Here is a 24,988-nt window from a genome sequence, read left to right on the forward strand (position 1 = left end):
ACATGGGTCAGAAAATTCACCCGCACGGCCTCCGGCTGGGCATCACCGCTGACTGGAAGTCCCACTGGTACGCCGACAACAACTACGCAGACTATGTCGCTGAAGACATCAAGATACGCGAGTTCTTGAACAAGAACTTGCAGCGCGCAGGCATCGCTGACATTGTCATCGAGCGCACCCGCGACCGCGTCCGCGTCGACATTCACACCGCCCGCCCGGGCATCGTGATCGGCCGCCGCGGTGCAGAGGCTGACCGCATCCGCCGCGAGCTGGAAAAGCTCACCGGCAAGATGGTCGCCCTGAACATCCTCGAGGTCAAGAACGTCGACGCCAACGCCGCTCTGGTCGCCCAGTCCGTGGCAGAGCAGCTGGTCAACCGTGTTGCATTCCGCCGCGCCATGCGTAAGGCCATCCAGTCCGCGATGCGCCAGCCGCAGGTCAAGGGCATCAAGATTCAGTGCTCCGGCCGTCTCGGCGGCGCTGAGATGTCCCGCGTCGAGCGCTACCACGAGGGCCGCGTCCCGCTGCACACCCTGCGCGCCGAGATCGACTACGGTCTCGCTGAGGCAGAGACCACCTTCGGCATCATCGGTGTCAAGGTTTGGATCTACAAGGGTGACGTCGTCGGCGGTGTCCGCGAGTCCGAACTCAACGCACCGAAGAACGAGCGCGGTGGCCGTGGCGACCGCGACCGTCGTCCGCGCCGTGGCGGCCAGCGCCGCCAGCGCGCTGAGCAGAAGAAGGAGGGTTAAGTTCATGCTTATCCCGAAGCGCGTCAAGTACCGTCGCCAGCACCGCCCGAACCGTTCGGGCGTGTCCAAGGGCGGCAACACCATCAACTTCGGCGACTACGGCCTGCAGGCTCTCGAGCCGGCGTACATCACCAACCGCCAGATCGAGTCCGCACGTATCGCCATCAACCGCCACGTCAAGCGCGGCGGTAAGGTTTGGATCAACATCTTCCCGGACCGCCCCCTGACCCAGAAGCCGCTCGGTGTGCGTATGGGTTCCGGTAAGGGCCCGGTGGAGAAGTGGGTGGCCAACGTCAAGCCTGGCCGCATCCTGTTCGAAATGTCTTACCCGAACGAGCAGGTCGCCCAGGAGGCTCTGCGCCGCGCCGGCGCGAAGCTGCCCTGCAAGACCCGCGTTATCTCGAAGGAGGACCTGTACTAATGGCTACTGGTACCCCCGCACACGAGTTCCGCGAGCTCACCGAGGCTGAGCTTAAGGACCGCCTGTCCGCTGCTAAGGAAGAGCTGTTCAACCTGCGCTTCCAGAACGCTACCGGTCAGCTGACCAACAACCGCCGGATCTCGACGGTCAAGCGCGACATCGCCCGCATCTACACGGTGCTGCGCGAGCGCGAGCTGGGCCTGTCCACTGTCCCTGGTGAAGGAGCGTAAGTAAATGACTGAAGCAACTGGAACCGCCACCGGCAAGGGTCCGAAGCACACTGAGGCCCAGCCGAAGGAGAAGGGTCTGCAGAAGCGCCGCCGTGGCTACGTCGTGTCCGACAAGATGGACAAGACCATCGTCGTCGAGGTCGAGGACCGTAAGTCCCACGCCCTGTACGGCAAGATTGTCCGTACTACCAAGCGCGTGAAGGCTCACGACGAGAACAACGAGGCTGGCGTGGGCGATCTCGTCCACATCATCGAGACCCGTCCGCTGTCCAAGGACAAGCACTTCCGCCTCCTGGACATTGTGGAGAAGGCTCGCTAGTCCTCTCTCTTCGCGAAGAAACCCGCCGATTTCAATCGGCGGGTTTCTTGCTGTTTAGTGCATCGGCTACATCATTGAATGAGGTGCTCGAGTTCGCGCGCGTAGGGTGTGTCTGCGCCTGCTCGGGACACCGTGATCGATGCGGCGAAAGCGGCGAAATTGAGGAATTCCCGCCACTCGCTGCCGTTCAAATTCAGCAGGTCGTCGCGGCCCAAACCACGCCGGTCGAACTGGTGCACCAGCGCGGCCATCACGGTGTCACCGGCGCCGATGGTGTCCACGACGCGCACTTCGTGCGTTGGGACGGAGCACTCGCCGAACGGAGCGCGCACGCGGATGCCGTCTGAGGAGGTGGTCACTACGACGGGGACGGTCGAGGTATCGCCGAGGAACTCGACTTCGTCATCGGAAAGCTTCAGCACCGTCACGCATTCCAGCATGCCCCGCAGGAACGCGCGATGCTTTTCCGTGGTTGTGGCCGGGCGGATATTCGGATCGAGGCAGACGACGGTATCGGCCTGAGCACTTGAACGAGCGGCGGAAACGTAGCGCGACGCGGCCGGCTCACGTGTCAGCGAAAGGCTGCCGAACACCGCGAAGCCCTCTGACACAGGCACTGGTTCTGCCTGACGGTCGGCTGTGCCCTCGGTGTAGAACTGGTAGCTTGCCGATCCATCGTCCCCGATGGATGCCACCGCCAATGTGGTGGGCTCGGGCCCGGTGCGGCAGTGGGGGAGGGCGACGTGGGCGTCGATAAGCGACGCGCGCAGCTCGCGGCCGAAACTATCGCTGGATAACCGCGATTGGAACGAGACGGTGGATCCCATGCGGCCGAGAGCGCGCGCGACATTGAACGGGCCACCGCCGAGCGCTGGCCGCAGAGGCGCAAGTGGAGGCGTGCCGGCGGGCACGAGGTCCACCAGCGCCTCGCCGTAGACCGTGATCATTGGGTGCGCGATGCCTGGTCGAAGAATTCCCGCTCGTAGTAGCAGGCGTGCATGAAGGCCTCGGTGGCCTTGGCGCGCTGCTGCTCCGTGGTATTCGACAGCGCCTTCTCCACGCTCTGCAGCGCGATGCGCACACCGTCGACGAAGTCCTCGCCGCCGTACATGGACAGCCACGCGTTGTAGGGGTGGGCGTCGCGGTTGTTCTCGGCGAGGTGCATGCCCACCTCGGCGTAGAGCCAGAAGCACGGCAGCACGGCGGCGGCACCGACGGCGTAGTCGGCCAGCGCCGCTTCAGACTTGAGCATGTTCACATACCCGAGTGTCACCGGCGACGGGGGAGTGTCCGCCGCGACCTCGTGCGTGGTGATCCAGTTGCGGTGCAGATCGGATTCCGCCTCAATGGCGACAGTCGCAGACTGGGCCCACCACACCTGGTCTTCAGCGTCTGGAGCTTTCACGCTTAACGACGCCAACGCCCGCGAGTACTCACGCAAGTAGTACGCATCCTGAACCAGATAGAAGGAGAACTGCTCCTGCGGCAACGTGCCGTCGCGCAGAGCGCGGATGAACGGCAGATCGAGGGTCTCCGGCCACACCTTCGCCGCTGCCCTTTCCCATAGGTCGCGGGTGTAGGGGCCGGCAGCCTCGATCTTGGGTTCGAGGATGGGGGAAGAGGTGGTGTTCGGGGCGGTCCAATCGTCACTAAGCTGCCACGGCTGGGTGGACCCTGCTGCTGCGAGACGGCGAGCGCGGTGGGAGTGGTCGATGGGGCCGTGGCCGGTGCCAACGTTGAGGTCGTCCGCGTGCGCGATCGCTTCATGCAGCCAGTTCGACGTCCACGCGAGCGCAGTGTCCGGGTCGATAGCCATGCGGGTGGCGAAGGCCGACGACAAGGAACAACCCGTGCCGTGCGTGTTCTTCGTGTCCACGCGGGGGACCTCCGCGACCTCGGTTTCACCGCCGGGGGAGACCAGCGCGTTCGATGCCATTCCTTCGCGCAGGTGACCGCCCTTGACCACGACTTTCACGCCGCTGGCGTCTGCGTAGGCCCGGCCCTGCTCCATAGCCTCCTCGAGCGTGTCCGCAGGCTGCGTGCCCGCCAGAACCGCCAGCTCCGGAATGTTCGGCGTGACCACGGTCGCGTGGTCCTCCACAAACTGCCGCAGCGCATCCTCCGCGTCCTCGGTGAGCAGGCGGTCGCCGCTGGTGGCCACCATCACCGGGTCCACCACGACGACTGGGACCGGGTGCGCGGCCAGGTAGTCGGAGACAGTCTGTGTAGTCTCCGCGTCACCCAGCATGCCGATCTTCACCGCGTCGACCTGGACGTCGTCGAAGACCGCATCGAGCTGAGCCTTGAGAAACTCCTGCGGCGGGGTGTGAATGTCGCGCACGCCGTGGGTGTTCTGCGCCACCAGCGAGGTGACCACGCACATGCCGTACCCGCCGGCAGCCGCAATCGACTTCAGATCTGCCTGGATGCCCGCACCGCCTGTCGGGTCGGTTCCGGCAATGGACAAGATGTTAGGGATAGCGCCAGGCGTGCGTTCAACCATCAGACAATTCCTCCGCGAATTCGAGTTCGATCAGGTTCAACGGGTGTGATCTCAGCCCGGCCTACTACGGGCTGGGCACCCCGTGTCTTATCCCTCAACCATACGTGAGGCTCGCGTCCGTCAGGGGGTCTTCAAACAATCAAAGACCTGACTTCGACGTGTATCGAGGTCAGGGCTGGCGGCTTAAGAGCCGCGGCTTCGGACTGCTGCGGATTCCTGGGGGACGGTTCGTGCCCTTTGGGAGCTGGAATACTGCTCGGGCATATAAGCATTGACGCACGTTTTTGACCTGCGAGTTTAGATGAGCAGTATTCTGAAAAACCGCCAGTAGTATTCCGGGTAGACGGTGCCCCCCATTGGTAGGGCTCCCCTTCGCAACGACCCGGGGTTATTGCAGCACTCTGCTCTGCTCAAGGTGCTGCATCCGAGGCCAAGCGCGGCCGCCGCTCCTACCCCACAGCATTGTTCACGGCACCGACGAACCTGTCATAATCCGCGCGTATTCCCTCCAGTGGCTCCACCACGGCTGTGTGAGATATCGCCGCCACCTCTTTGCGCACAGCCTGCCGGGTGCGGCGCTTCACCCCGGAGCCGATCACCCCACCGAAGACGGTAGTGACCAGACCGATGATGAGTCCCATCAATAGCCCGGCCATGATCAGCAGCGTAGGCACTGGCCACCCCTCGACCGTGGGCACGAGATCATCGCCCAGCAAGGGCATCAGAGCGCCCGGCACGAAGGCGACAAGGAGATACCACACCACACCGGCGAGAGCGGCGATGAGCGCCAGCCATTGAATCACCGTGAGCAGGAACCATCCGCGTGACGGTTCTGCGGGGAGGCGGGTGCGCGCCACGGCACGGTCCAGTTCACCCGGCAGAGATTGGGAAATCTCCTCGGTGCGGTCTGCCACCGCCGCCGACCACGCATGGGGCAACCCGGCTGCGGCAGCTGCGGAATAGTCACGCAGGCCCTTGTTCGCCACCGCCTTGCCGGACGCGTCCAGCTCCGGCATCGAGGTGCGGTGCACACCCACTTCGTCGGACTCCTCCCGCAACCCAAGGCGGCGCAACGGATCGGGGCGGAACCTGGTGATCCAGCTGGTCAACAACCACCCGGTGCGCTCATGCAGCCGCTTGCGGTAGGCGGCGGCAGTGGTCGAGGCGATGCGCTCCGCCCCGGCCGCTTGAGACAAGGTCGCATCAAGGGCACGCTTCGCGTGCTTTTCGACGCCACCCACCCCACTTGCCGGCGCATAGTCCTCCGTCACCGCCCGAATGTCAGCTTCGATGCGGGCGGCCTGAGCAGTGTGCGCGCGGGCAACCTTGGAAATGGAGCCCCGCAGCGCCTCAATGCCCTCACCGGTGCGGGTGGAGGTGGGGATGACGGAGATGCGGGAAAGGCCGTCGTCGAGAAGCAAATTCTCGAAGTTCCCGGCAACCGTGGGCACATCGTCCGCATGCAGCAGGTCAGCTTTGTTCAGTACGGCGAGGGTGACTTCGGCGTGGCCGGCGTGGGGGCGGATGAATTGGTCGTGGATCACGCTGTCGGCGTACTTCTCGGGGTCGGTGACCCAAACCAGCACGTCGACTTGGCCGGCAAGGCGTTCCGCGATCGCACGGTTGGAGGCTTCCACCGAGTCGAAGTCAGGCAGGTCCAACAAGATGAGTGGGCCGGCGCCGGGAGCGAACTCACCTTCGCGGCTCCGGCGGTCTTCCACCCCAAGCCAGTCCAGCAGCGCTTCGGACCCTTCCGGCTCCCAAATCGCCGCGAGAGGTGAGGATGTGGTCGGGCGGCGCGCAGCTGCCTCGCCTAAGTCCTCGCCTACGACCGCATTGAACAGAGACGTCTTGCCGGAGCCGGTCGCGCCAAAGAATCCTACGACGGTGTGGTCAGCAGACAGGGCGCGGCGTTCCGCTCCCGCGCGCGCGACCGCTTGGAAGCGCTGGACCTCGTCGGCAGGCAAGTAGGGCGCGCCGATGGAGGCAGCTTCCTCCAACGCGGCGAGCCGGTCGCCGAGCGGAGTTGTGCGTTTGAATAGCGCCACTATCCCTCGCCCTCCGTTCGGTGAGCTTCAGCGTCAGACGATTGCGTGCCAAACGAGCCGCGCAGTTGGTCGAATAAGCTGCGCAGGGTGCCGTGCTCGTAGCTTTCCCGCACATCCTCGGGGACATGGGCGGCGGGAACCTGCTCAGTGGGGGCCGGGGTGAGGATGCCGGGGAAACGCTCGTCGATCGACACACGCGCCTCAGCAGCGGCGGTACGGATGGATTCGGCAGAGGTTCCCTCGAGCAGCGGGTCAGTGATGGCGTAGTAGCGCTCGCGTTCGCCGCGCAGCAGCACATCGAGACGCTGGTTGAGGTCTTCGCGCGCGTCGGCAGCCATGCGGCGCACTGTGTCCTCGCCGAACACCGTCTCCAGCAACTTCTGGCCTAGCACTGCGGAACCTCCCGCGATGCCGATCTCAGCGCCGGTCAGTCCGGCCGTGGTGGAGAACACCACCAGCATGAGTGCGACGGTGAGCACGTTGAGCCCCAGCGACATTACGCGCGCACGCTGGCGTTTCTCGCCCGCGGTGTCCTGAATGCGCGTCAGCATCGCCCCCTGCCATTCGCGGATGAGCTGGGCGGCCTTGTCGTCGATGTCCTGGCTGGCGCGGGCCAAGGAGGGATCAGCTGCGTGACGACGCTCCGGTGCCACCGCCCCCACATGCGCCCACGCCCGAGACGCCGCCGAGTCCGCCGCATCCACGATCACGGCGTGCAAACCCGACTCCAGCTCCGTCTCCACTTCCCGCAGGGGAGCGGGCTCACCGCTGAAGAAGCTGCCCACCTTGTCCACCGCCTGGCTGAACCAGCGCTCCACACCGCGGAACACGTCCGAGGTGCCTACCACGTCCTGCCAGCGGTCCATGACCTCGGTGCGCAGCATCTTTCCGTCGGACGTGGCATCAATGATGTGGTGGTGCGCGGAGCGGTACAGCTCTAAGATCGACTCGTCGATGTGGTTCGCGAATTCTTCGCTGCGCTGGCGCGTAGCCACCAACTCATCCACGCGGGCAAGGGCGCCGTTGGCCGCACCTGCCACGGTCTTGCCGGCCACCTCGCGCCGGGCAGCCGAATCGTCCGCCAATGAGGTCAGGTAGTCCCGGAGCGGCGCCACCATCTCAGTCGGGAGGAACTCCTCCTGCGAGTCCTTCACGTACGGCACTTCGAAGACGGTGGCCCGCTCCAGGCCGGCCTCGTTCATCATGCGGCGCAGATCGGCTGGGACCGTGGCTGCGGCTGCCTCGTCGAGGCGGTTGAGCACGACCACGACTTCGATGCCGCGACCGGCGGCGTCATGCAGAAAGTTCCACACCAGCTGATCGGCGTAGCGCGCGGGGGTGGTGACGAAGATCCACAAGTCCGCTGCGGCGAGCAGTTGGCTGGCAAGGGCGCGGTTGCGGTCATCGATGGAGTCGAAATCCGGGGCGTCGAGAAGCGAAAGACCCTCAGGAATGCTGGGTGTTTCCACCACTCGCAGCGTCGTGGACTGCTCGTTGCCCGCGCCGTGGGAACGGGCAAGGCCGGGCAGGACCTGCGGCGAGTTGAACCAGTCCGCGTCGCCCGGATTAGCCACCAACACCGGCTGTCGGGTGGTGGGGCGGATGACCCCAGGGTTCGACACATGCTCCTGCAACACGGCGTTGACCAACGTGGACTTGCCGGATCCGGTGGACCCGCCGATCACGGCCAACAGCGGCGCGTCGAGGTTGGCCAGGCGGGGGAGGATGTAGTCGTCGAGCTGGTTGACCACCGCGCGGGCTTCATCGGCGGCGTCGGCGGGCAGCGTGGTCGCGGCCAGCGAGTCGCGCAGCTGCTTGACCGCGCTTAACGGGTCGCTCGGCGGGGTGGTGGTTTGGGGGCTAGTCACCAGCCCATTGTTGCAGAAAGTTAATCCTTGTACTCAGTCTTGGTCAGATTCAGCCAGCCGTATACGCCGCCCATAATCAGGCCGCCGCCCACCATGTTGCCCAGCCACACCACGGACCAGTTGCGCAGAATATTGGCAATGGTGAACCCGTCGATCGTCTCGGGCCCGTAAACGAAGCCGCCGAGTTGGACCATCACGAAGTTCGCGATCGAGTGCTCGTAGCTCATCGCGGCGAACGCCGGAATGACCACGATGATGCCGAGCAATTTGGCGGAGAAATCTTGGCCAGCCTGCGTGGACATCATGAACGCGATGTTGACCACCATGTTCGCCAGAATCGCCTCGACGAACAAACCCCCTGTGGGCTTCGCGAGTTTGTTTTCCAGCACGGTGTGCAGCAGGCGGGTTTCGGGGTCGATGTTGCCCATGAACACCGTATGGGAGATCAGCCAACACACCACCACGGCACCGACCAAGTTGAAGAGTGTGACGAACAGGATCAGCGCCAACCCGCGTAGGACGGACACGTGCTTGGTCACCGCCCCGTAGGTCATGAACATCATGTCGCCGGTGGCGAGCTCGCCTTGCAAGACGATGATGATGTACAGCGTCGTTGCGAAGATGGCCGCGAAGACATAGCCGCCCCAGCCCGGGGCGTAGCTTTCCATGATCGTTCCGGTCGCCGCGGCGAAGGACGTCATGATTCCGAGGTAGACGCCAGCCATGATCGCGCGTACTGCGAACCGGGACGGTTCAGTGGAGAACAGGTCCAGTTTTCTGCCGATGATGCCTGGTGCTGTTTTGTGGAAGTTCATGCCCTCAACATTAGCGGTATTTAATACGTTTGAGCTGCGGTTTGATCAACGTCTTAGTGTGATCTCGGCCCCCTTCTTGCGGGGCGTAGGCAGCGACAGCCTAACCATGCTGGGATGATTTGGTCCAACACCTGTTGACGTGCTTTAATACATCAGTTGCCTGGAGCTGGTCGGCCACGACGCGCGTTTCCGAGCGGAATGGCCGAGACCCTTCGGCCTCGTTGTAGTGGACGAGGTCCGTCGATAAGCGAAGGCGCAAAAAGCAATTGACCACGTGCGTTCAGGACGGAAATCTGGCGCACATTGATCCAGGTCAGGAGACCAAAAGTGATTCAGCAGGAATCGCGTCTGAAGGTCGCCGACAACACTGGTGCACGTGAGATTCTGTGCGTCCGTGTCCTCGGCGGTTCTGTTCGACGCTTCGCCGGTATCGGCGACACGATTGTCGCCACCGTGAAGGAAGCCGCCCCCGGCGGCAACGTGAAAGAGGGCGAGATTGTCCGCGCCGTCGTCGTGCGCGCCAAGAAGGAGACCCGTCGTCCGGACGGCTCCTACATCTCGTTCGACGAGAACGCAGCTGTTCTGATCAAGAACGACACTGAGCCGCGCGGTACCCGCATCTTCGGCCCGGTTGCTCGTGAGCTGCGCGACAAGAAGTTCATGAAGATCGTTTCTCTCGCACCGGAGGTGATCTAGTTGAAGATCAAGAAGGGCGATATGGTCCAGGTCATCGCCGGTAAGGACAAGGGCGCTCAGGGTCGCGTCATCGAGGCGTACCCGAAGCGTGAGCGTGTCCTGGTCGAGGGCGTGAACCGTGTGAAGAAGCACGTTGCTAACTCGTACAACGAGCGCGGCGCTGAGTCCGGCGGCATTGTCACCCAGGAGGCTCCGATCCACGTGTCCAACGTGATGATCCTTGACTCCGAGGGCACCCCGACCCGCGTTGGCTACCGCTTCGACGAGGACGGCAAGAAGGTCCGCGTGGCCAAGTCGAACGGGGAGGACATCTAATGACTGAGATTCAGAACTACACTCCGCGCCTGAAGACGCGTTACCAGGACGAGATCCGCGGCAAGCTCGCTGACGAGTTCGGTTACGACAACGTCATGCAGATCCCGGGCATCACCAAGATCGTCGTGAACATGGGTGTGGGCGACGCTGCCCGCGACTCGAAGATGATCAACGGTGCGCTCGAGGATCTCACCGCGATCACCGGCCAGAAGCCGCAGTTGCGTCGCGCGAAGAAGTCCATCGCTAACTTCAAGCTGCGTGAAGGCATGCCGATCGGCGCGAAGGTCACCCTGCGCGGCGACCGCATGTGGGAGTTCCTCGACCGTCTGCTGACGGTTGCTCTTCCGCGTATTCGTGACTTCCGCGGCCTGTCGGACACCCAGTTCGACGGCAACGGCAACTACACCTTCGGCCTCGCCGAGCAGACCATGTTCTACGAGATCGACGTGGACAAGGTTGACCGTCCGCGCGGTATGGACATCACCGTGGTGACCTCCGCGGTCAACGACGAGGAAGGCCGTGCGCTGCTGCGCCACTTCGGCTTCCCGTTCAAGGACAAGGACGGCAAGATGCAGCGCCCGTAAACTGCTTATCGACGCCCCCCGCTACCCGGTTTCACACCGTGGTCGCGGGGGCGTTTTGCGTTCGGGCAGTTGCTCCCCGTGCTGCGGCAGGCATCTCGAATTAGGGTGGGGGCTGGTTCTGCCAGTTCTGCCAGTTCTGCCAACTCTGCCGTCTGCCCGAGGAGCGCTCGCATGTCCCGTCGTCCAGCCCGTGCGGTTATCGCAGCCGCCACCGCCCTGTCTTTAACTACCGCAACTGTCCAGCCCGCTGAAGCGGCACCCGCACCGCTGGAGATCGGCGCCCTGCCACAGCAGGACGTCGTGATCAACGGTGTGAAAGTACCCATACCGGCAGCGCTGCTCGCTGTCGCCGGAATCGCTGCGGCCCTCGGTGGGCTGAGTGCGTTCATCGTGCAGGCAATCATCAATGCGGCAGCGGGGCAGAAGGGCGGGTCTGCACCCGGTGGTTCTTCCCGCAAACCGGGGGATGAGAAGCCTCACGCTGAGTACCTGAATCGCTTCGACTTCAGCGAAGGGAACAATGAGAAGGCAATCGGCGGGCTCAGCGGCATCGAGCTCGTCGACCAGGACCGCTACATTGCTATCTCGGACGACAAGAAGGAGCACGGTCCGATTCGCGCGTACTACTTCAAGACGACTGATGGTGGAAAGACCTTCACGCAAGACGGAGAGGTCAGGTTCACGCAGGCGGACGGGAGCGAGTATTCCGATTACCTCGACCCCGAGGAAATCCGCTTGCTGCCGAACGGAAACTACCTGTGGACCACCGAAGGCTCAGCCGACAAGGGCACGTTCATCGCCCCACAGATCATTGAGTCCACGCCGGATGGGAAGGAAGTCCGGCGCATCGACGCTCCAGCGCACCACGCTCCCGATGAAAAGGGAACAAAGGGTGTGTACAACAACAAGGGTCCAGAGGCGATGGCGGTTCTCGCTGATGGGAAGACGATGATCACCATTAACGAGGATGCTCTCGCTCAAGATGGACCGGAGAACTCTGAGACCCACAGCTCCCTTGCCCGCATCACGGTGTACGATCTGAACTCCGGTAAAGCCGTCAAAGAGCACGCAGTTCGTGTGAGCCCGGGCCGCGGGGTGACGTCTTTGCTTGCCGACGAGAACGGCAACCTGTTCATGCTCGAGCGCGGATTCAACGAAGCCACCAAGACGAACATGGCGCAGATCTACACGCTGGACCTTGAGGGCGCGGATGATGTGCTGGGCACCGAAGCACTCACCGGCTTGGAGAAGACCGCGTCCAAGACCCTCGTTTTCGACTTTGACAAGCAAAAGCCCCACCCCGACAACGTCGAGGGCCTCGCCTGGGGGCCGAAGAACGCGGCTGCGAACGGTGGCCGCTCGATGGTGGTCGTCACTGACGACAACTTCAACGATTCCCAGTCGACGCTGATGCACCTGCTTGCCGTGCGCTAACACGTGCTTCCACGGTGCCTGTGCGAGCAAAGTGGGGCAAGCTGTGCTCTCCCGCGTCATGCCCGGCATGCACGGAACTCACATCGAATGTGGAGAAAGATCTCAACCCGATCACTACCGGGCAGGGCACGTTTGAGTAAGAATGGCTGAGTCTGTATGCCGGTTCGGTGAGAACACCGGTGGACTCTTGATAGGGGATGTGCCCCGCACGACAGATGTGTACTTGCCAGGGAGACTTTGATGACCGCGACACTCACCGCCAGCGACGTTCGACGAGATGTTCAATCGGGGCCGACAACTACTGAAATACTGCGCGGATGCAATCTTGAACTGCACGGTGGCGGCCTCACCGCGATAGTTGGGCACTCTGGATCCGGAAAATCGTCGTTGCTCATGTGTTTGAGTGGTCTCGACGAACCATCGTCAGGCTTTGTCAGTATTAACGGGCAGGACATTTACCGCCAGTCCGCGAGCGACCGGGCCCGGATGCTGCGTACGAGCATCGGGTTCGTCTTCCAGCAGTACAATCTCGTTCCCTTTCTCTCCGTTGAAGAGAACATCACGCTTCCTTTTCGCCTGAACCGGGAGAACGTTCCCCGCCGCGTAGTCAACGGCTTGATAGAGGCATTCCATCTAGGCGCGCGGCGCGACGCGCCGGCCCGGACATTGTCCGGCGGCGAGCAACAAAGGACCGCGCTGTGCCGGGCGCTAGCGCGACGGCCAGACATCGTCTTCGCTGACGAGCCGACAGGCGCGTTGGATTCGCAGAGCACTGGAATCGTGCTGAACACCCTCCGACGCATGGCGGACGAGGGACAGATGATCGTCATGGTCACCCACGATCTGGAGGCTGCGGCAATGGCAGACAACGTCATTGTCATGCACGACGGTCAGGTGGCTGGGGCAGTTGGGAGAACGACCAGCCAGGAGCTACTGGCTATCATCTCGAGCCTCGGAGAGTAATCAGATGCAGCGCTATGTTCTGAAGATGTTCGCCGACGGATGGCGTGAATGGACGCCAGCCATGGCCGTGGTCGGCGTGATCTCCACGATGATTGGGCTGTGCGTGCACCAGTACGCCTGGACTATGACCCCGCAGTTCCGTGACGCGGTGGCTGCCGCAGGCGCCCCACTAGCCGAGTATCAAATCCTTTCCATCACCATTTACGTCGTGATCGCGTTGGTGTCGTGGGTCGCTCTGACAGTTGTGGGGAAAGCAAGCGTTCACGCTTCCCGGCATACCCACGCGCTGTGGCTTTTGCTTGGGGCATCACCGCGCGCAGTGTTTCTGTCCACGCTGTACATTTTGCTGATCGTGAGTTTCTGCGGAGCCATGATGGGGGCGATCGCCTCGACTCTTCTAAGTTTCTGGGCACTCCCTGCATTCGATGGCGCGGTGTCCCCAGCCGTAGACATGCCGCGGTTCACTGTCGCGCTGTGGGCTCCGCTCGTGGTCGTCATCATCAGTGTCGCTACGGCCATCGTGGGTGGTGTGGTGCCTGCGTACCGGGCATCCCGCATACAACCCGGTGTCGCTTTGCGTACGGTTCAGCAACCGGACCACAAATCCACATCGTCGGTGCTGCGGATCGTCAGCGGTTCGTTCTTTCTCCTGATTGCTGTGGCGCTCGTCGCGGCCTCGAAACTGGACCAGCAGCTCGCTTCTGCGGGGCTAGCCCCAATCATCAACCTCGCCTTCAACGCAGGTGCCAGCGCCTTGATCGGCGTTTACCTGATGTGCCCAGAGATAGTGGGATTCCTCTTTCGAGTTCTGCACAAAGTTTTTGATGTTACTGACCTGGTCGTTTCGGCACTGGGTACCCGTGCAGCAGCAGCACGGTCGCGCATGAACGTGACCACAATCGCGCCGTTGGCTGCAGGTCTTGGCGGCGTCGGGCTGCTGTTGTGCGCATTGGGTTCGGTTGGAGCAGTCGTCCAGATTCTCGAACCGGGGGCGGAAACCAACATGACCGATACTTGGATCATTATCGCCGTTGTGATTGTGTCGATGTTCGCTACCAGCGCCGCCGTTGTCGCACTGTCCGCGCGCGGACGCGGGCATGAAGTTGCTCTCCTACAATCTGCCGGAATGTCTCCGCGGCAGGTGATCGCGCTGATCGGGGCGGAGAGTTTCGCGATGTCGCTTGCAGCGACATTGGTCGCAGCTGTCCCAGTGGTTGTGGGTGGCGTGGTCTGTGCCTTCGCAACCGCGACTGCTCTCAATGGACCACCGGTTGTCGAGTGGCCGTTTAAGATGATGTCGCTTGGCATGCTCGGGGCGTGGTTATTGCTTTTCCTCATCTTGGCCATCCCCACGATCGGACCGCTCCGCAATGGGCCGAGCGCGCAACTCCGGGGTGGGGGAGTCTGACCTTGGCGGGGGTGAGCAGGTCACCGATCCCGCCCGACGGCAAGGAAGTTCGCCACACAGACGCGTGAGCACGATGCTTCTGGCTACATGTCGATAAGTGTCCAGTCAACCTGCGGTAGGCGTTCGCGCGTGGCCATCCACGTCTCGAAGGCTGCAAGGGTCTCGTCGTAGCTGGCGATCATTGCCCGGTAGTGGGCGTCGGGGCCACCGTCGCGGACTTCCACTAGGTACGCCCCCTCGGCGGGCTGGTACATGGTCTGGATGTACTGATCGCCGTCATGCGTTTCTCCGACGATGAGGAAGTCCACGTCCTCGCGCCCATGGTCGTGGAAGTAGATCATTTCATTGGTCACGCTGGTCAACCACTGAGACAATGCACGAGGAGAAGCCCAGGCAATGTCCCAGTTGTATGTGCGGATGAACATGTCTGGAGTGTCGTCGCCGTAGGCCAACACAAGGTCGCCTAACTCGAAGACGACGACCAACCCCATGTCCGCGGCGATCTGTGACAGGCGGTGGGCCACCAAGCTGACCACCACGTCGTGCACGTCCACAACGAGGCAGCGGTCGCCTCGAAGTCCGGTGCCATCTGGGTAGAGGCGTCCGTGGTCAATCAGGTCACGGTTCTGCTCCAGGACTTGATCGCGCAGCTGTTCCAATTGTTTGTCTGCGGCAAGTGGTCCGTCGGACGCGGCCACAACAGCCTCGATCATCTCTTGGTTAGGCATGGCCAGGGGCGCGTTGGGCTTGTGGATGATCAGGTCGGTGTTTCCCATGTCTCGTCTCGTTTCGGTTTGGCTGTCGCCCGCTTATAGCTTCACGACGGAAGGCTTGTGGTCCGGCGCAGGAGTGACGAGGACCTCAAGTGAACGCGGTGTTTTAAGGTTCTCTTCGTAGGTGTAGAACCCGTCCGGGGCGCGAAACTGCAGCGTTGTCCAGCCTGTCCAGGGCAGACGGTAGCTGTAATCCACGTGGTCTTGGGGCCCATCGATGGACGTTTCTACCGCATCGACAATCGTGATGCCCTCTTCGTCGACGTGGATGGTGTGAGTGGCAAAGGAATCATCCCATTCGCTATAGCTGTCAGCGATGGTGAAGGTGGCTTTGATCGTTTCACTGTCTTCGGGGGACGGCCCACCAATGCAGATTGATCCGGGGCAGAATCCCACCGTTGGATAGCGGGAAAAATCCAGCTCCGCGTCCTCTTCGATGTGGAGGTTGCCGATCACCATGAAAACATAGCTGAACAGCTCAACGACCACATCGAAGGTGCGTGCGGGTTCGCTCATGCGGGGAAAACGCTTACGAGGTCAGCCCGGAGCTGTTCATGACGTCGCGCAGAGTGTTAGCGGAGTGCTGGAACTGCTGCGTTTCGGTCTCGTCGAGATGCAGTTCGACAACATCGCGGATGCCGGTGCGGTTGATCACGGCGGGGGTGCCAATGTAGATGTCGTTCTCACCGTACTCACCTTCGAGCAGGGCGCTGACCGGCAGAACTACGTCCTCGTTGTGGAAGACCGCCTTGGTGATGCGAGCGAGGCCGCCACCGATACCGAAGCTGGTGGAACCCTTGGCGCGGATGATGTTGTAGGCGGCGTCGCGAGTCTCCTCGAAGATGGTGTCCATCTCGTTGGAGGCATTGTCGTCTTCCTCAGCCAGGCGGCGCAGGCGCTCGCGCAGGGAGACACCTGCCGCGGAGCCAGCGGAGATGACGGGCAGTTCGGTGTCGCCGTGCTCGCCGATGACGTAGGCGTGGACGGAGTTGGAGGAAATCCCGAAGTACTCGCCGAGAGAGTGACGGTAACGGGCGGTGTCCAGGATGGTGCCGGAGCCGATCACCTGGCGCGACGGCAGGCCGGAGAACTTCCAGGTGGCGTAGGCCAGAACATCGACAGGGTTGGTAGCCACGAGGAAGATGCCGTTGAAGCCATGCTTCATGACCTCGCCGACGATGGATTCGAAAATCTTCAGGTTGCGTGCCACAAGGTCGAGGCGGGTTTCACCGTCGCGCTGAGCGACACCGGCGCAGTTGACCACGAGCGCAGCGTCGCGGCAGTCCTCGTAGGTGCCCACGGTCACGCGTGTGTTGTGTCCGGACCACGGAACGGCGTGGTTGAGGTCCTGGACGTGGCCCCACGTCTTTTCCTCGTTGAGGTCGATGATGGCCAGGTGGTCGCACAGGCCCTGGTTGACCAGCGCGTATGCGTAGGCGATGCCGACGTCACCGGCGCCGATGAGGACGACTTTGTTTCCGGCAGTCGGGCTGTTGGTGATCTCGCGGTTTTCGTGCGGGTGGGTCATGGGTGCTCCTTCGGGGTGGTTAGTCACGGCACAGGTCAAACTCAGTGGTTCCTTCGATCCGTTTCGGATCTGTGCGGGTAGCGATGCTGACTCGGTTGAAAGAGTTGATGGCCACAATGCTGACCAGCAGGTTTAGTGTCTCTTCTTCGCCGAGCTTTTCGACGGCAGCATCCCACAGGTCATCCGGAACCGATTCGTCGCCGTCGATGTGGGTTATCGCGTCGGTAAGCGAAAGGACCAGTTGCTCGTCCTCACTGAACGCATCGCTGTTGTTGGTCCACCGCTCTGCTTTGAGGATGCCCTCCTCGGACCGGCCGTCTTTGCGTGCGTCGCGGCGGTGGGTGGCGATGCACGCGCGGCAATCATTCAAGACCGAGGCACGCAATGAGACGAGGTGGCGGTAGTCTTCCGGCACATTTTGCGAGGTGTATTTCACCATGGGCAGCAGCGAGCGCATCGCGTCGCCCCTGAGTTGCTTCCTAGGTGTCTCGGATGGCTCGGTCATATTTCCGAGCCTAGTCTTCCCAGCTCCGGCGTGCTGTGTGGGAAAGCTAACTCATCACGGCCGCGGCCGGTTAGCGGGAGGAGCGAATGGTGAGCGCCAGGACTGCTCCGATAATGCAGGCCACAGTGGCTGGCCGAAGTGGTGGAGAGTGACCAACGGCTTGATGCCCCGAGAAAGAAGGCCGCGGTACTCCTCGGCGTAGCGGGCCAGCCCATCCTCATCGAATAAGCGATTTGTGCTTTTCAGGCGCTGACCTGTATGGTTGACCGACGGACCTGAGCGCGAAGCACGAATGCGCCTCAGAGCCGTTTTTGAACGTGACAATCCGACATTGTTGCAGGCCCCCCGCCATAATGCGGACCGTATGAAGGGTGGCGGCGAGCACCTTCCGTTACTAAGCGGCAAGGAGCGCCCCCAAGTAGCTGTAGTAGCCCCCGACAAAACACGCGGATAACGCAGGTGGGTCACGGGAACCGCAACGAGAAAGGTAAACGGTCAACTATGACCATGACAGATCCTATTGCGGACATGCTGTCTCGCGTGCGCAACGCTAACAACGCGCACCACGAGACCGTGTCCATGCCCTCCTCGAAGTTGAAGGTCAACATCGCGGAGATCCTCAAGCAGGAGGGCTACATCGCTGACTACACGGTTGAGGAAGAAAAGGTCGGCAAGACCCTGTCCCTCGACCTGAAGTACGGCCCGTCCCGCGAGTCTTCCATCGCTGGCCTGCGCCGTGTGTCCAAGCCTGGTCTGCGCGTCTACGCGAAGTCCGGCGACCTGCCGCAGGTTCTCGGCGGCCTGGGCGTGGCCATCATCTCCACGTCCCAGGGTCTGCTGACGGACCGCCAGGCCCAGGAGAAGGGTGTAGGTGGGGAAGTCCTCGCCTACGTCTGGTAAGGGAGGTTTGTTAAAACATGTCTCGTGTAGGTAACGCACCCATCGCTATCCCCAGCGGCGTCGAAACCAAGATCGACGGCCAGCACGTCGAGGTCAAGGGCCCGAAGGGCACCCTGTCCGTGGACGTTCCGGAGCCGATCACCGCTGCTGTTGAAGACAACCAGATCGTGGTCTCCCGTCCGGACGACCACCGCACCAACCGCTCCCTCCACGGTCTGTCCCGCTCGCTGATCAACAACTGCGTTGTCGGCGTGACCGAGGGCTACAAGATCAACATGGAGATCTTCGGCGTCGGTTACCGCGTGCAGCAGAAGGGCAAGGACCTTGAGTTCTCCCTCGGCTACTCGCACCCGATTCTGATTCAGGCACCGGAAGGCGTCACCTTCGCTGTCGACGGCAACACCAAGTTCTCCATCGAAGGCATCAACAAGCAGCAGGTTGGCCAGATTGCCGCGAACATCCGCCGCCTCCGTAAGGATGACCCGTACAAGGGTAAGGGCATCCGCTACGAGGGTGAGCAGATTCGCCGCAAGGTCGGAAAGACGGGTAAGTAAACAATGAGCACTGAAGCAAACACTCAGAAGCGCACCCCGGTCGGCCGGGACATTGCTACCCGCCGCCGCGAAGCACGCGTCCGCCGCCACAACCGCATCCGCAAGACCCTGCGTGGCACCCCGGAGACCCCGCGTCTCGTCGTGCACCGCAGCTCCCGCCACATGCACGTCCAGGTCATCGACGACCTGGCAGGCCACACCCTGGTCTCCGCTTCCTCCATGGAAGAGGACGTGCGCGGCGTTGAGGGCGACAAGAAGGCCAAGGCAGCGAAGGTCGGCGAGCTGATCGCCGAGCGTGCCAAGGCAGCTGGCATCGACGAGGTCGTTTTCGACCGCGCCGGTTACAAGTACCACGGCCGCGTCGCAGCGCTTGCAGACGCAGCCCGCGAAGGTGGTTTGAAGTTCTAATGATCACCGCAGCAAAGTTCGCAAACATCAACGGAAGGATCGCGTAATGGCCGAGCGTGAACAGCGTGAAGGCGGAGCATCCGCCGAGGACCAGAACCAGAACGCTGCAGCAGACAACGCTGCAACGGACAACAACGACAACCGCGGTCGCGGCGACCGTAACGGCCGCGGTGACCGTAATGACCGAGGCGACCGCGGTGGCCGCGGCCGCCGTGACGACCGCCGCAACGATCGCGGTGGCCGCGACGACGAGCGCGACAAGTACATCGAGCGCGTCGTGACCATCAACCGTGTGGCCAAGACCGTTAAGGGTGGCCGCAACATGTCCTTCACCGCACTCGTGGTCGTCGGCGACGGCCAGGGCATGGTCGGTGTCGGCTACGGCAAGGCCAAGGAAGTTCCGGCCGCAATTCAGAAGGGTGCTGAAGAGGCTCGCAAGAACTTCTTCCGCGTCCCGATGATCGGCGGCACCATCCCTCACCCGGTCCAGGGCGAGGCCGCAGCGGGCATCGTGATGCTCCGCCCGGCAGCTCCCGGTACCGGTGTCATCGCCGGCGGCGCTGCCCGCCCGGTGCTCGAGTGCGCTGGTGTCCAGGACATCCTGGCCAAGTCCCTCGGTTCCGACAACGCCCTCAACGTGGTTCAGGCCACCGTTGCCGGCCTGAAGGAACTCGTCCGCCCCGAGGAAGTTGCTGCACGCCGCGGCAAGTCCATCGAGGAGGTCGCTCCGGCCCGTATGCTGCGTGCACGCGCAGGACAGGAGGCGTAACCCACCATGGCACTGAAGATCACTTTGAACCACGGTCTCGTCGGTGAGAAGCCGACGACCCGCAAGAACATTGAGGCTCTGGGTCTGCGCAAGATTGGCCACTCCGTGGTCAAGAAGGACAATGACGCTACTCGCGGCATGATCCTCAAGGTGCGCCACCTGGTCACCGTCGAAGAAGTAGCAGGGGAGTAAACATGGCTGAAGTAATCAAGCTCCATGATCTGCGCCCGGCTGAGGGTGCAAACAAGGCGAAGACCCGTGTCGGCCGCGGTGAGGCGTCCAAGGGTAAGACCGCTGGCCGCGGTACCAAGGGCACCAAGGCCCGCAAGCAGGTGTCGGCAGCATTCGAAGGTGGCCAGATGCCGCTTCACATGCGCCTGCCGAAGCTGAAGGGCTTCAAGAACCCGAACAAGGTCATCTACCAGGTTGTCAACGTTTCCGACCTGGCAAAGGCCTTCCCGGAGGGCGGCACCGTCACCACCGCTGACATTGCTGACGCTGGCCTGGTTCGCAAGAACCAGCCGGTGAAGGTGCTCGGTGACGGTGAGATCAGCGTCAAGCTGAACATCACCGCCGAGAAGTTCTCCAAGTCCGCGTCGGAGAAGATCACTGCCGCTGGTGGCACCACCACCGAGGCAGTGTCCCGCGCCACGGCTGTCCAGACGGACGCCGCGGCTGATGCCGCTGACGCTCAGGGCGTCAAGGAGTCTGACCCGTTGACGGGCACGGCCTCCATGACAAGGCCGGCAGCAGACGAGGCTGACGAGGAGAACTAACCCCTCGAAAGCTCCACGTCCATCCCCGCGATGACGGATTCATTTCCGCCGTCGTGGGGATTTTTCACGCCGCGGGATCATTGTGGCGCCGAGGTCTTATCGCTCGGTTCGCAGGCAGGGGTGTGCCACGGACGCGGTGAGAAGCCCACGGAAAAGGCCTTGTACTAGTTGCCGTTTCATGGTTTGTCCGGTGCACCTGCTAGGGTGAACAAGTCAAATATGCCCCGGTGTGTGTGCCGGGTGCGAACCGTACATAACTGTCCGCAATCTTCTCTGGTGCTGCCACGGCCAGAGAAGCCAGGAGGCCACGTGTCAGCCATTGTTCAAGCGTTCAAGGACGCCGATCTACGCAAGAAGATCCTGATCACTATTGCGCTGATTGTTCTGTACCGCATCGGTGCGCAGATCCCCACCCCGGGAGTCGACTACGCGATCATCGCGGAGCGTCTCTCCGCTCTGACGGAGAGCGGAGAGTCGAACATCTTCTCCGTGATCAGCTTGTTCTCGGGGGGTGCGCTGCTGCAGCTATCCATCTTCGCCATCGGCATTATGCCGTACATTACGGCGTCGATCATCACCCAGCTGCTGACAGTGGTCATTCCGCGCTTCGAGGAGCTGAAGAAGGAAGGCCAGGCCGGCCAGACCAAGATGACGCAGTACACGCGTTACCTCACGGTGGCGCTCGCACTGTTGCAGTCTGCCGGGATCGTGGCACTGGCGGACCGTGAGCAGCTCTTGGGTAGCGGCGTTCCGGTCCTGGTGGAGGATCGCACCATTTGGACGCTGATCATGATGGTCATTGTGATGACCTCCGGTGCGATCCTGATCATGTGGCTCGGCGAGATCATCACTGAAAAGGGGGTGGGCAACGGTATGTCGCTGCTCATCTTCGCCGGTATCGCCACCCGCCTTCCCACGGATGGTGCGTCCATCTACAGCCAGTCCGGACCGGTCGTGTTCGCGGTGGTTGTCGCGGCTGTGATTCTTCTCGTGGTCGGCATCGTGTTCATCGAGCAGGGCCAGCGCCGCATTCCGGTGCAGTACGCGAAGCGCATGGTGGGACGCCGCCAGTACGGTGGCACTTCCACCTACCTGCCGCTGAAGGTCAACCAGGCCGGTGTGATCCCGGTGATCTTTGCCTCCTCGCTGATGTATGTCCCGGTTTTGATCACCCAGATTGTCAACTCCGACAAGCCGGTTCCGCCAGACAACTGGTGGATGTCCAACGTTATGGCGTGGTTGCAGAACCCGGGATCCTGGCAGTACATCCTGATCTACTTCACCCTGATCATTTTCTTCGCCTACTTCTACGTGTCTATCCAGTACGACCCGAACGAGCAGGCCGACAACATGAAGAAGTACGGCGGCTTCATCCCGGGCATTCGTCCGGGCCGCCCGACTGCGGAGTACCTGGCATTTGTGATGAATCGTCTGCTCTTCGTTGGCGCCATCTACCTCGGCCTGATCGCCATTCTTCCGAACATCGCTTTGGATCTGGGTGTCGGCGGTAGTGGCAACATGGGCATGTCCGCGTTCGGTGGTACGGCTATCCTGATTATGGTGTCCGTGGCACTGACCACGGTGAAGCAAATTGAATCCCAGCTACTGCAATCCAACTACGAAGGACTGTTGAAATAATGCGTCTCGTTCTCCTTGGCCCTCCCGGTGCCGGCAAAGGTACCCAAGCAGCAATTCTCTCCGAGAAGCTGAACATCCCCCACATCTCCACGGGCGATCTGTTCCGCGCGAACATCGGCGAAGGCACTCCGCTTGGCGTGGAGGCGAAGGAGTACATCGACGCGGGCAAGCTGGTGCCCACTGAGGTCACCGCGCGCATGGTCGAAGAACGTTTGGCCGAGCAGGACGCGGAAAACGGATGGCTTCTCGACGGCTTCCCGCGCACCGTCGAGCAAGCCGAGATCCTCGCGGAGCTACTTGACCGTCAGGGCCAAAAGCTCGACGGTGTGATCAATTACCAGGTGGACGAGGATGTTGTCGTTGAGCGCATGCTCGCCCGCGGGCGCGCCGATGACAACGAGGAGACCATTCGCACCCGTCTGCAGGTCTACCGCGATGAGACCTCTCCGCTGATCGATCACTACGGTGATGCCTTGATCAACATTGATGCGGACGGTGAGGTTGAAGAGGTCAACGCCCGCACTATGGAGCGTCTGGGCCAGTAAATGCTGTTCGGCCGGAAGCGGGCGATCCCGGCGAAAACGCCGGGTGAGCTCGATGCGATGGAGGAGGCCGGCAAGATCGTCGGCATCGCGCTGCAAGAAGTGCGCAAGGCGGCAGTCGCAGGCTCTACCACGCTGGATCTAGACACTGTGGCGGAGCAGGTCATCCGCGACCACGGTGCCATTCCGACGTTCAAGGGATACAACGGTTTTCCTGGATCGATCTGCGCGTCCGTGAACGATGTCGTCGTCCACGGCATCCCGGGGAAGAACATCGTTCTGGCTGACGGCGATCTAGTATCCATTGACTGCGGCGCGACATTCGACGGCTGGGTCGGTGACTCGGCGTGGAGCTTCGGGGTGGGGGAGCTGTCTGCGGACGTCGATAAGCTCAATCGCGCAACCGAGCAGGTACTTGAAGAAGGCCTGCAGGCGATGGTGCCGGGTAACAGGCTTACCGACGTCTCCCACGCGCTCGAGCAAGCCACCCGTCGCGCTGAACAGGCATTCGGTGTTGAATTGGGAATTCTCGCCGGTTACGGCGGCCACGGTATTGGCCGCGCGATGCACGAAGACCCGTACCTGGAGAATGAAGGCCGGCCTGGCCGTGGCCCGCTGATTCAGGCAGGGTCGGTGCTGGCGATTGAACCGATGCTCATTCTGGGGGGTGAGACCGATTCGGTCGTCCTGGAGGATGACTGGACGGTCGTTACCGCTGATGGCTCACCGGCTGCTCACTGGGAGCACACTGTCGCTGCGACTGAAAACGGACCGCGAATTTTGACGCCGCGGGCAGGGTAGAACCAGCAAAGTTATTCAACGTGAATACAATTTCGCGTTTATGTATGCGTTTAGTATGTCTAGGCGTTAAGCTTTTAGCATGTTCACTTCTTCCCGTAAACATCGCACTTTCGTCATTGCTGTCAGTACTGCCGTAGCCGTGTCTGCGGCACCCGCCGTTGCCGAGGCGGATGCCGCGTCAGCTCAGAGCTCTGGGGCCCAGATAAGCGCATCGATCGGCCGCGAAGGTTCTTCCAGCAACCTCGATGCCGTTGAAATCTTGGGGGCTGCTCGAGAGTTTGCGCGTGATCAGGCTTCCGCCATTGCCTCCGGCAACCCTGCAGTAGAGGGGCTGCTGCACGGGGCGATCGACAACATTGTTGAATTCATCCACCCGGGCTTGATCGGGGAGCCGGCCGAGGAGAACCCCACGCCAGTTCCACCCGAGCCGGAACGCCCGCTCACGCCTGAAGAGCGTGGTGGCAAGCCGATCTTCCAGATTTCGTGGTAGGCGACAAGCTTAATCACAGCCTTTCTGCGGCTCGCGGACAAGTATCTCTCCGTTGCACTTCACGTAACTAATAGTTTCGGGTTATACTTTCCGCATGCAGAAACCATCCTTCCGTTCCGTGCGGGCCCTTGTGGCCGGCGTCGGCGTAGCAGCTGCTCTTGTCGCGGCTCCCGTTCCGGCGCAGGCTCAGCCCGCCCTCCCGCAGGTCAACGTGTCCAGCTCTCCGTTCCTGCAGAATGCGGAAACGGCTCTCCAAGCAGCAGCCATGCAGATCAACCGTGATGCCCGCAACGCGGTGTGGGACACCCGCAATGCGTTGCGCAACACGGCTACGACTATTTCCGGCGGCAACAGGGCACAGGAAAAGCAGCTTCACGACGGCATTGATCGCCTCGTCGATGCCATCGCCCCGGGGCTGATCGCCGAGAAGACCCCGAAGCCAAAACCTGCCCCGGCTCCGGCACCGAAGCCGGCTCCGGCGCCGCGCCCGGCCCCGGCTCCGCAGCCGGGTGGGTGTGCGCCGTCGGCACGCGCGTGCGTTGATCTGAAGAACCAGCGCACGTGGCTGCAGCGCGGCGGTAAGGTCAGCTACGGTCCGGTCCGCATGGGCTCCGGCAAGCCGGGCCATGAGACTCCGAAGGGATTCTTCTACGTCAACCGCAAGGTCAAGGACGAAATCTCTTGGGAGTTCAACAACGCCCCGATGCCGTTTGCTACCTACTTCACTTTCAACGGCATCGCGTTCCACCAGGGCGACCCGTCCATCAAGTCCCATGGTTGTGTCCGAATGCACCGCCAGGACGCGGAGCAATACTTCAACTCCCTGCAGATCGGTGACCAGGTCCACGTTTTCTAAACGCGTACCCGCACCCACGAGCTTGCTCCCCAACCATACGGTTGGGGATTTTGCTTTTATGCAGGTAGAAGGCTAAAGTTGTGCGATGGTGT

General features: G+C 62.1%; 29 protein-coding genes, 1 pseudogene and 1 riboswitch. Of the genes and pseudogenes, 21 read left to right on the forward strand and 9 right to left on the reverse strand.

What is annotated here, in order from left to right; all coding sequences use genetic code 11:
* The first annotated feature begins 2 nt into the window (after positions 1-2).
* Genes rpsC through rpsQ form a run of 4 tightly spaced genes read left to right on the forward strand, consistent with a single transcriptional unit; the run spans position 3 to position 1,722 of the window.
* Positions 3-752: a 30S ribosomal protein S3 gene (gene rpsC / locus KBX18_RS00550; RefSeq protein ID WP_005286742.1), complete on the forward strand. Its 750-nt coding sequence runs from the start codon at positions 3-5 to the stop codon at positions 750-752.
* Positions 753-756: 4 nt separating this feature from the next.
* Positions 757-1,173, forward strand: a complete 417-nt coding sequence (gene rplP / locus KBX18_RS00555) for a 50S ribosomal protein L16 (RefSeq protein WP_005286739.1) — start codon at positions 757-759, stop codon at positions 1,171-1,173.
* On the forward strand, positions 1,173-1,403 hold the full coding sequence (gene rpmC / locus KBX18_RS00560; RefSeq protein WP_005286736.1) for a 50S ribosomal protein L29: 231 nt from the start codon (positions 1,173-1,175) through the stop codon (positions 1,401-1,403). The genes rplP and rpmC overlap by 1 nt, the downstream gene beginning before the upstream one ends.
* Before the next feature lie 4 nt (positions 1,404-1,407).
* Positions 1,408-1,722, forward strand: a complete 315-nt coding sequence (gene rpsQ / locus KBX18_RS00565; RefSeq protein ID WP_005286733.1) for a 30S ribosomal protein S17 — start codon at positions 1,408-1,410, stop codon at positions 1,720-1,722.
* A 71-nt stretch (positions 1,723-1,793) separates the two neighbouring features.
* Here rpsQ and KBX18_RS00570 read toward each other — a convergent pair whose 3' ends face one another.
* From KBX18_RS00570 to KBX18_RS00590, 5 genes are all read right to left on the reverse strand, one after another.
* Complete coding sequence (locus KBX18_RS00570; RefSeq protein WP_255994414.1) at positions 1,794-2,669, reverse strand: carbohydrate kinase; 876 nt, start codon at positions 2,667-2,669, stop codon at positions 1,794-1,796.
* Positions 2,666-4,225, reverse strand: coding sequence for a bifunctional hydroxymethylpyrimidine kinase/phosphomethylpyrimidine kinase (locus tag KBX18_RS00575; protein ID WP_255994415.1), 1,560 nt, complete (start codon positions 4,223-4,225; stop codon positions 2,666-2,668). The genes KBX18_RS00570 and KBX18_RS00575 overlap by 4 nt, the downstream gene beginning before the upstream one ends.
* Positions 4,215-4,318, reverse strand: a riboswitch (TPP riboswitch). (Overlaps the previous gene by 11 nt.)
* A gap of 356 nt (positions 4,319-4,674) precedes the next feature.
* Positions 4,675-6,273 carry a GTPase gene (locus KBX18_RS00580; protein WP_255994416.1) on the reverse strand — a complete coding sequence of 533 codons (1,599 nt, stop codon included), beginning with the start codon at positions 6,271-6,273 and terminating at the stop codon, positions 4,675-4,677.
* A complete protein-coding gene (locus KBX18_RS00585) occupies positions 6,273-8,141 on the reverse strand; it encodes a GTPase domain-containing protein (RefSeq protein WP_255994417.1) in 1,869 nt (622 codons plus the stop codon). Before KBX18_RS00585 ends, KBX18_RS00580 begins: the two co-directional genes overlap by 1 nt.
* A gap of 20 nt (positions 8,142-8,161) precedes the next feature.
* Complete coding sequence (locus KBX18_RS00590) at positions 8,162-8,956, reverse strand: formate/nitrite transporter family protein (protein WP_005286720.1); 795 nt, start codon at positions 8,954-8,956, stop codon at positions 8,162-8,164.
* Positions 8,957-9,283: 327 nt separating this feature from the next.
* On the opposite strand from KBX18_RS00590, the gene rplN reads away from it, so the two are divergent.
* The 6 genes from rplN (at position 9,284) to KBX18_RS00620 (ending at position 14,356) form a co-directional block, all read left to right on the forward strand.
* Positions 9,284-9,652: a 50S ribosomal protein L14 gene (gene rplN, locus KBX18_RS00595; RefSeq protein ID WP_040423424.1), complete on the forward strand. Its 369-nt coding sequence runs from the start codon at positions 9,284-9,286 to the stop codon at positions 9,650-9,652.
* Positions 9,653-9,967 (forward strand): 50S ribosomal protein L24, encoded by a 315-nt coding sequence (gene rplX, locus KBX18_RS00600; protein ID WP_005286714.1) that lies wholly within the window; start codon positions 9,653-9,655, stop codon positions 9,965-9,967.
* Entirely contained in the window at positions 9,967-10,551 is a 585-nt protein-coding gene (rplE, locus tag KBX18_RS00605; RefSeq protein ID WP_255994418.1) for a 50S ribosomal protein L5, read from the forward strand. Before rplX ends, rplE begins: the two co-directional genes overlap by 1 nt.
* 171 nt (positions 10,552-10,722) lie before the next feature.
* The gene (locus tag KBX18_RS00610; RefSeq protein ID WP_255994419.1) at positions 10,723-11,985 is read left to right on the forward strand and encodes an esterase-like activity of phytase family protein; all 1,263 of its coding nucleotides are present in this window, start codon (positions 10,723-10,725) and stop codon (positions 11,983-11,985) included.
* Between the two features lie 240 nt (positions 11,986-12,225).
* A complete protein-coding gene (locus KBX18_RS00615; protein ID WP_005286689.1) occupies positions 12,226-12,948 on the forward strand; it encodes an ABC transporter ATP-binding protein in 723 nt (240 codons plus the stop codon).
* Between the two features lie 4 nt (positions 12,949-12,952).
* Complete coding sequence (locus tag KBX18_RS00620; protein ID WP_005286686.1) at positions 12,953-14,356, forward strand: FtsX-like permease family protein; 1,404 nt, start codon at positions 12,953-12,955, stop codon at positions 14,354-14,356.
* Positions 14,357-14,439: 83 nt separating this feature from the next.
* Here the strand turns inward: KBX18_RS00620 and KBX18_RS00625 are convergent, their stop codons facing one another.
* The 4 genes from KBX18_RS00625 to KBX18_RS00640 are packed head-to-tail and all read right to left on the reverse strand — an operon-like array spanning position 14,440 to position 17,162.
* Positions 14,440-15,132: a hypothetical protein gene (locus KBX18_RS00625; protein ID WP_255994420.1), complete on the reverse strand. Its 693-nt coding sequence runs from the start codon at positions 15,130-15,132 to the stop codon at positions 14,440-14,442.
* A gap of 33 nt (positions 15,133-15,165) precedes the next feature.
* Entirely contained in the window at positions 15,166-15,645 is a 480-nt protein-coding gene (locus KBX18_RS00630; RefSeq protein ID WP_255994421.1) for a hypothetical protein, read from the reverse strand.
* 13 nt (positions 15,646-15,658) lie between these two features.
* On the reverse strand, positions 15,659-16,657 hold the full coding sequence (locus KBX18_RS00635; protein WP_005286677.1) for an L-lactate dehydrogenase: 999 nt from the start codon (positions 16,655-16,657) through the stop codon (positions 15,659-15,661).
* Positions 16,658-16,676: 19 nt separating this feature from the next.
* A complete protein-coding gene (locus tag KBX18_RS00640) occupies positions 16,677-17,162 on the reverse strand; it encodes a carboxymuconolactone decarboxylase family protein (protein ID WP_255994422.1) in 486 nt (161 codons plus the stop codon).
* A gap of 501 nt (positions 17,163-17,663) precedes the next feature.
* Here KBX18_RS00640 and rpsH point away from each other — a divergent pair.
* The 11 genes and pseudogenes from rpsH (at position 17,664) to KBX18_RS00695 (ending at position 24,896) form a co-directional block, all read left to right on the forward strand.
* Positions 17,664-18,062 (forward strand): 30S ribosomal protein S8, encoded by a 399-nt coding sequence (gene rpsH / locus KBX18_RS00645; RefSeq protein WP_005286671.1) that lies wholly within the window; start codon positions 17,664-17,666, stop codon positions 18,060-18,062.
* Between the two features lie 17 nt (positions 18,063-18,079).
* Positions 18,080-18,616: a 50S ribosomal protein L6 gene (rplF, locus tag KBX18_RS00650; RefSeq protein ID WP_255994423.1), complete on the forward strand. Its 537-nt coding sequence runs from the start codon at positions 18,080-18,082 to the stop codon at positions 18,614-18,616.
* Between the two features lie 3 nt (positions 18,617-18,619).
* Positions 18,620-19,024 carry a 50S ribosomal protein L18 gene (gene rplR / locus KBX18_RS00655; RefSeq protein ID WP_005286666.1) on the forward strand — a complete coding sequence of 135 codons (405 nt, stop codon included), beginning with the start codon at positions 18,620-18,622 and terminating at the stop codon, positions 19,022-19,024.
* Positions 19,025-19,070: 46 nt separating this feature from the next.
* Positions 19,071-19,793, forward strand: coding sequence for a 30S ribosomal protein S5 (gene rpsE / locus KBX18_RS00660; RefSeq protein ID WP_005286663.1), 723 nt, complete (start codon positions 19,071-19,073; stop codon positions 19,791-19,793).
* 6 nt (positions 19,794-19,799) lie between these two features.
* Positions 19,800-19,985 carry a 50S ribosomal protein L30 gene (rpmD, locus tag KBX18_RS00665; RefSeq protein ID WP_005286661.1) on the forward strand — a complete coding sequence of 62 codons (186 nt, stop codon included), beginning with the start codon at positions 19,800-19,802 and terminating at the stop codon, positions 19,983-19,985.
* A 2-nt stretch (positions 19,986-19,987) separates the two neighbouring features.
* Positions 19,988-20,431: pseudogene (rplO, locus tag KBX18_RS00670) on the forward strand (50S ribosomal protein L15); the annotation flags it as partial.
* Positions 20,432-20,878: 447 nt separating this feature from the next.
* On the forward strand, positions 20,879-22,207 hold the full coding sequence (gene secY / locus KBX18_RS00675) for a preprotein translocase subunit SecY (RefSeq protein ID WP_005286656.1): 1,329 nt from the start codon (positions 20,879-20,881) through the stop codon (positions 22,205-22,207).
* Complete coding sequence (locus KBX18_RS00680) at positions 22,207-22,752, forward strand: adenylate kinase (protein WP_005286653.1); 546 nt, start codon at positions 22,207-22,209, stop codon at positions 22,750-22,752. The genes secY and KBX18_RS00680 overlap by 1 nt, the downstream gene beginning before the upstream one ends.
* Complete coding sequence (gene map / locus KBX18_RS00685) at positions 22,753-23,550, forward strand: type I methionyl aminopeptidase (protein WP_255994424.1); 798 nt, start codon at positions 22,753-22,755, stop codon at positions 23,548-23,550.
* Positions 23,551-23,629: 79 nt separating this feature from the next.
* A complete protein-coding gene (locus KBX18_RS00690) occupies positions 23,630-24,040 on the forward strand; it encodes a hypothetical protein (protein WP_005286648.1) in 411 nt (136 codons plus the stop codon).
* 94 nt (positions 24,041-24,134) lie between these two features.
* The gene (locus KBX18_RS00695) at positions 24,135-24,896 is read left to right on the forward strand and encodes a L,D-transpeptidase (RefSeq protein WP_255994425.1); all 762 of its coding nucleotides are present in this window, start codon (positions 24,135-24,137) and stop codon (positions 24,894-24,896) included.
* Positions 24,897-24,988 lie beyond the last annotated feature (92 nt).

This window comes from Corynebacterium sp. CCUG 69979, assembly GCF_024454095.1.
Lineage (GTDB): Bacteria > Actinomycetota > Actinomycetes > Mycobacteriales > Mycobacteriaceae > Corynebacterium > Corynebacterium genitalium.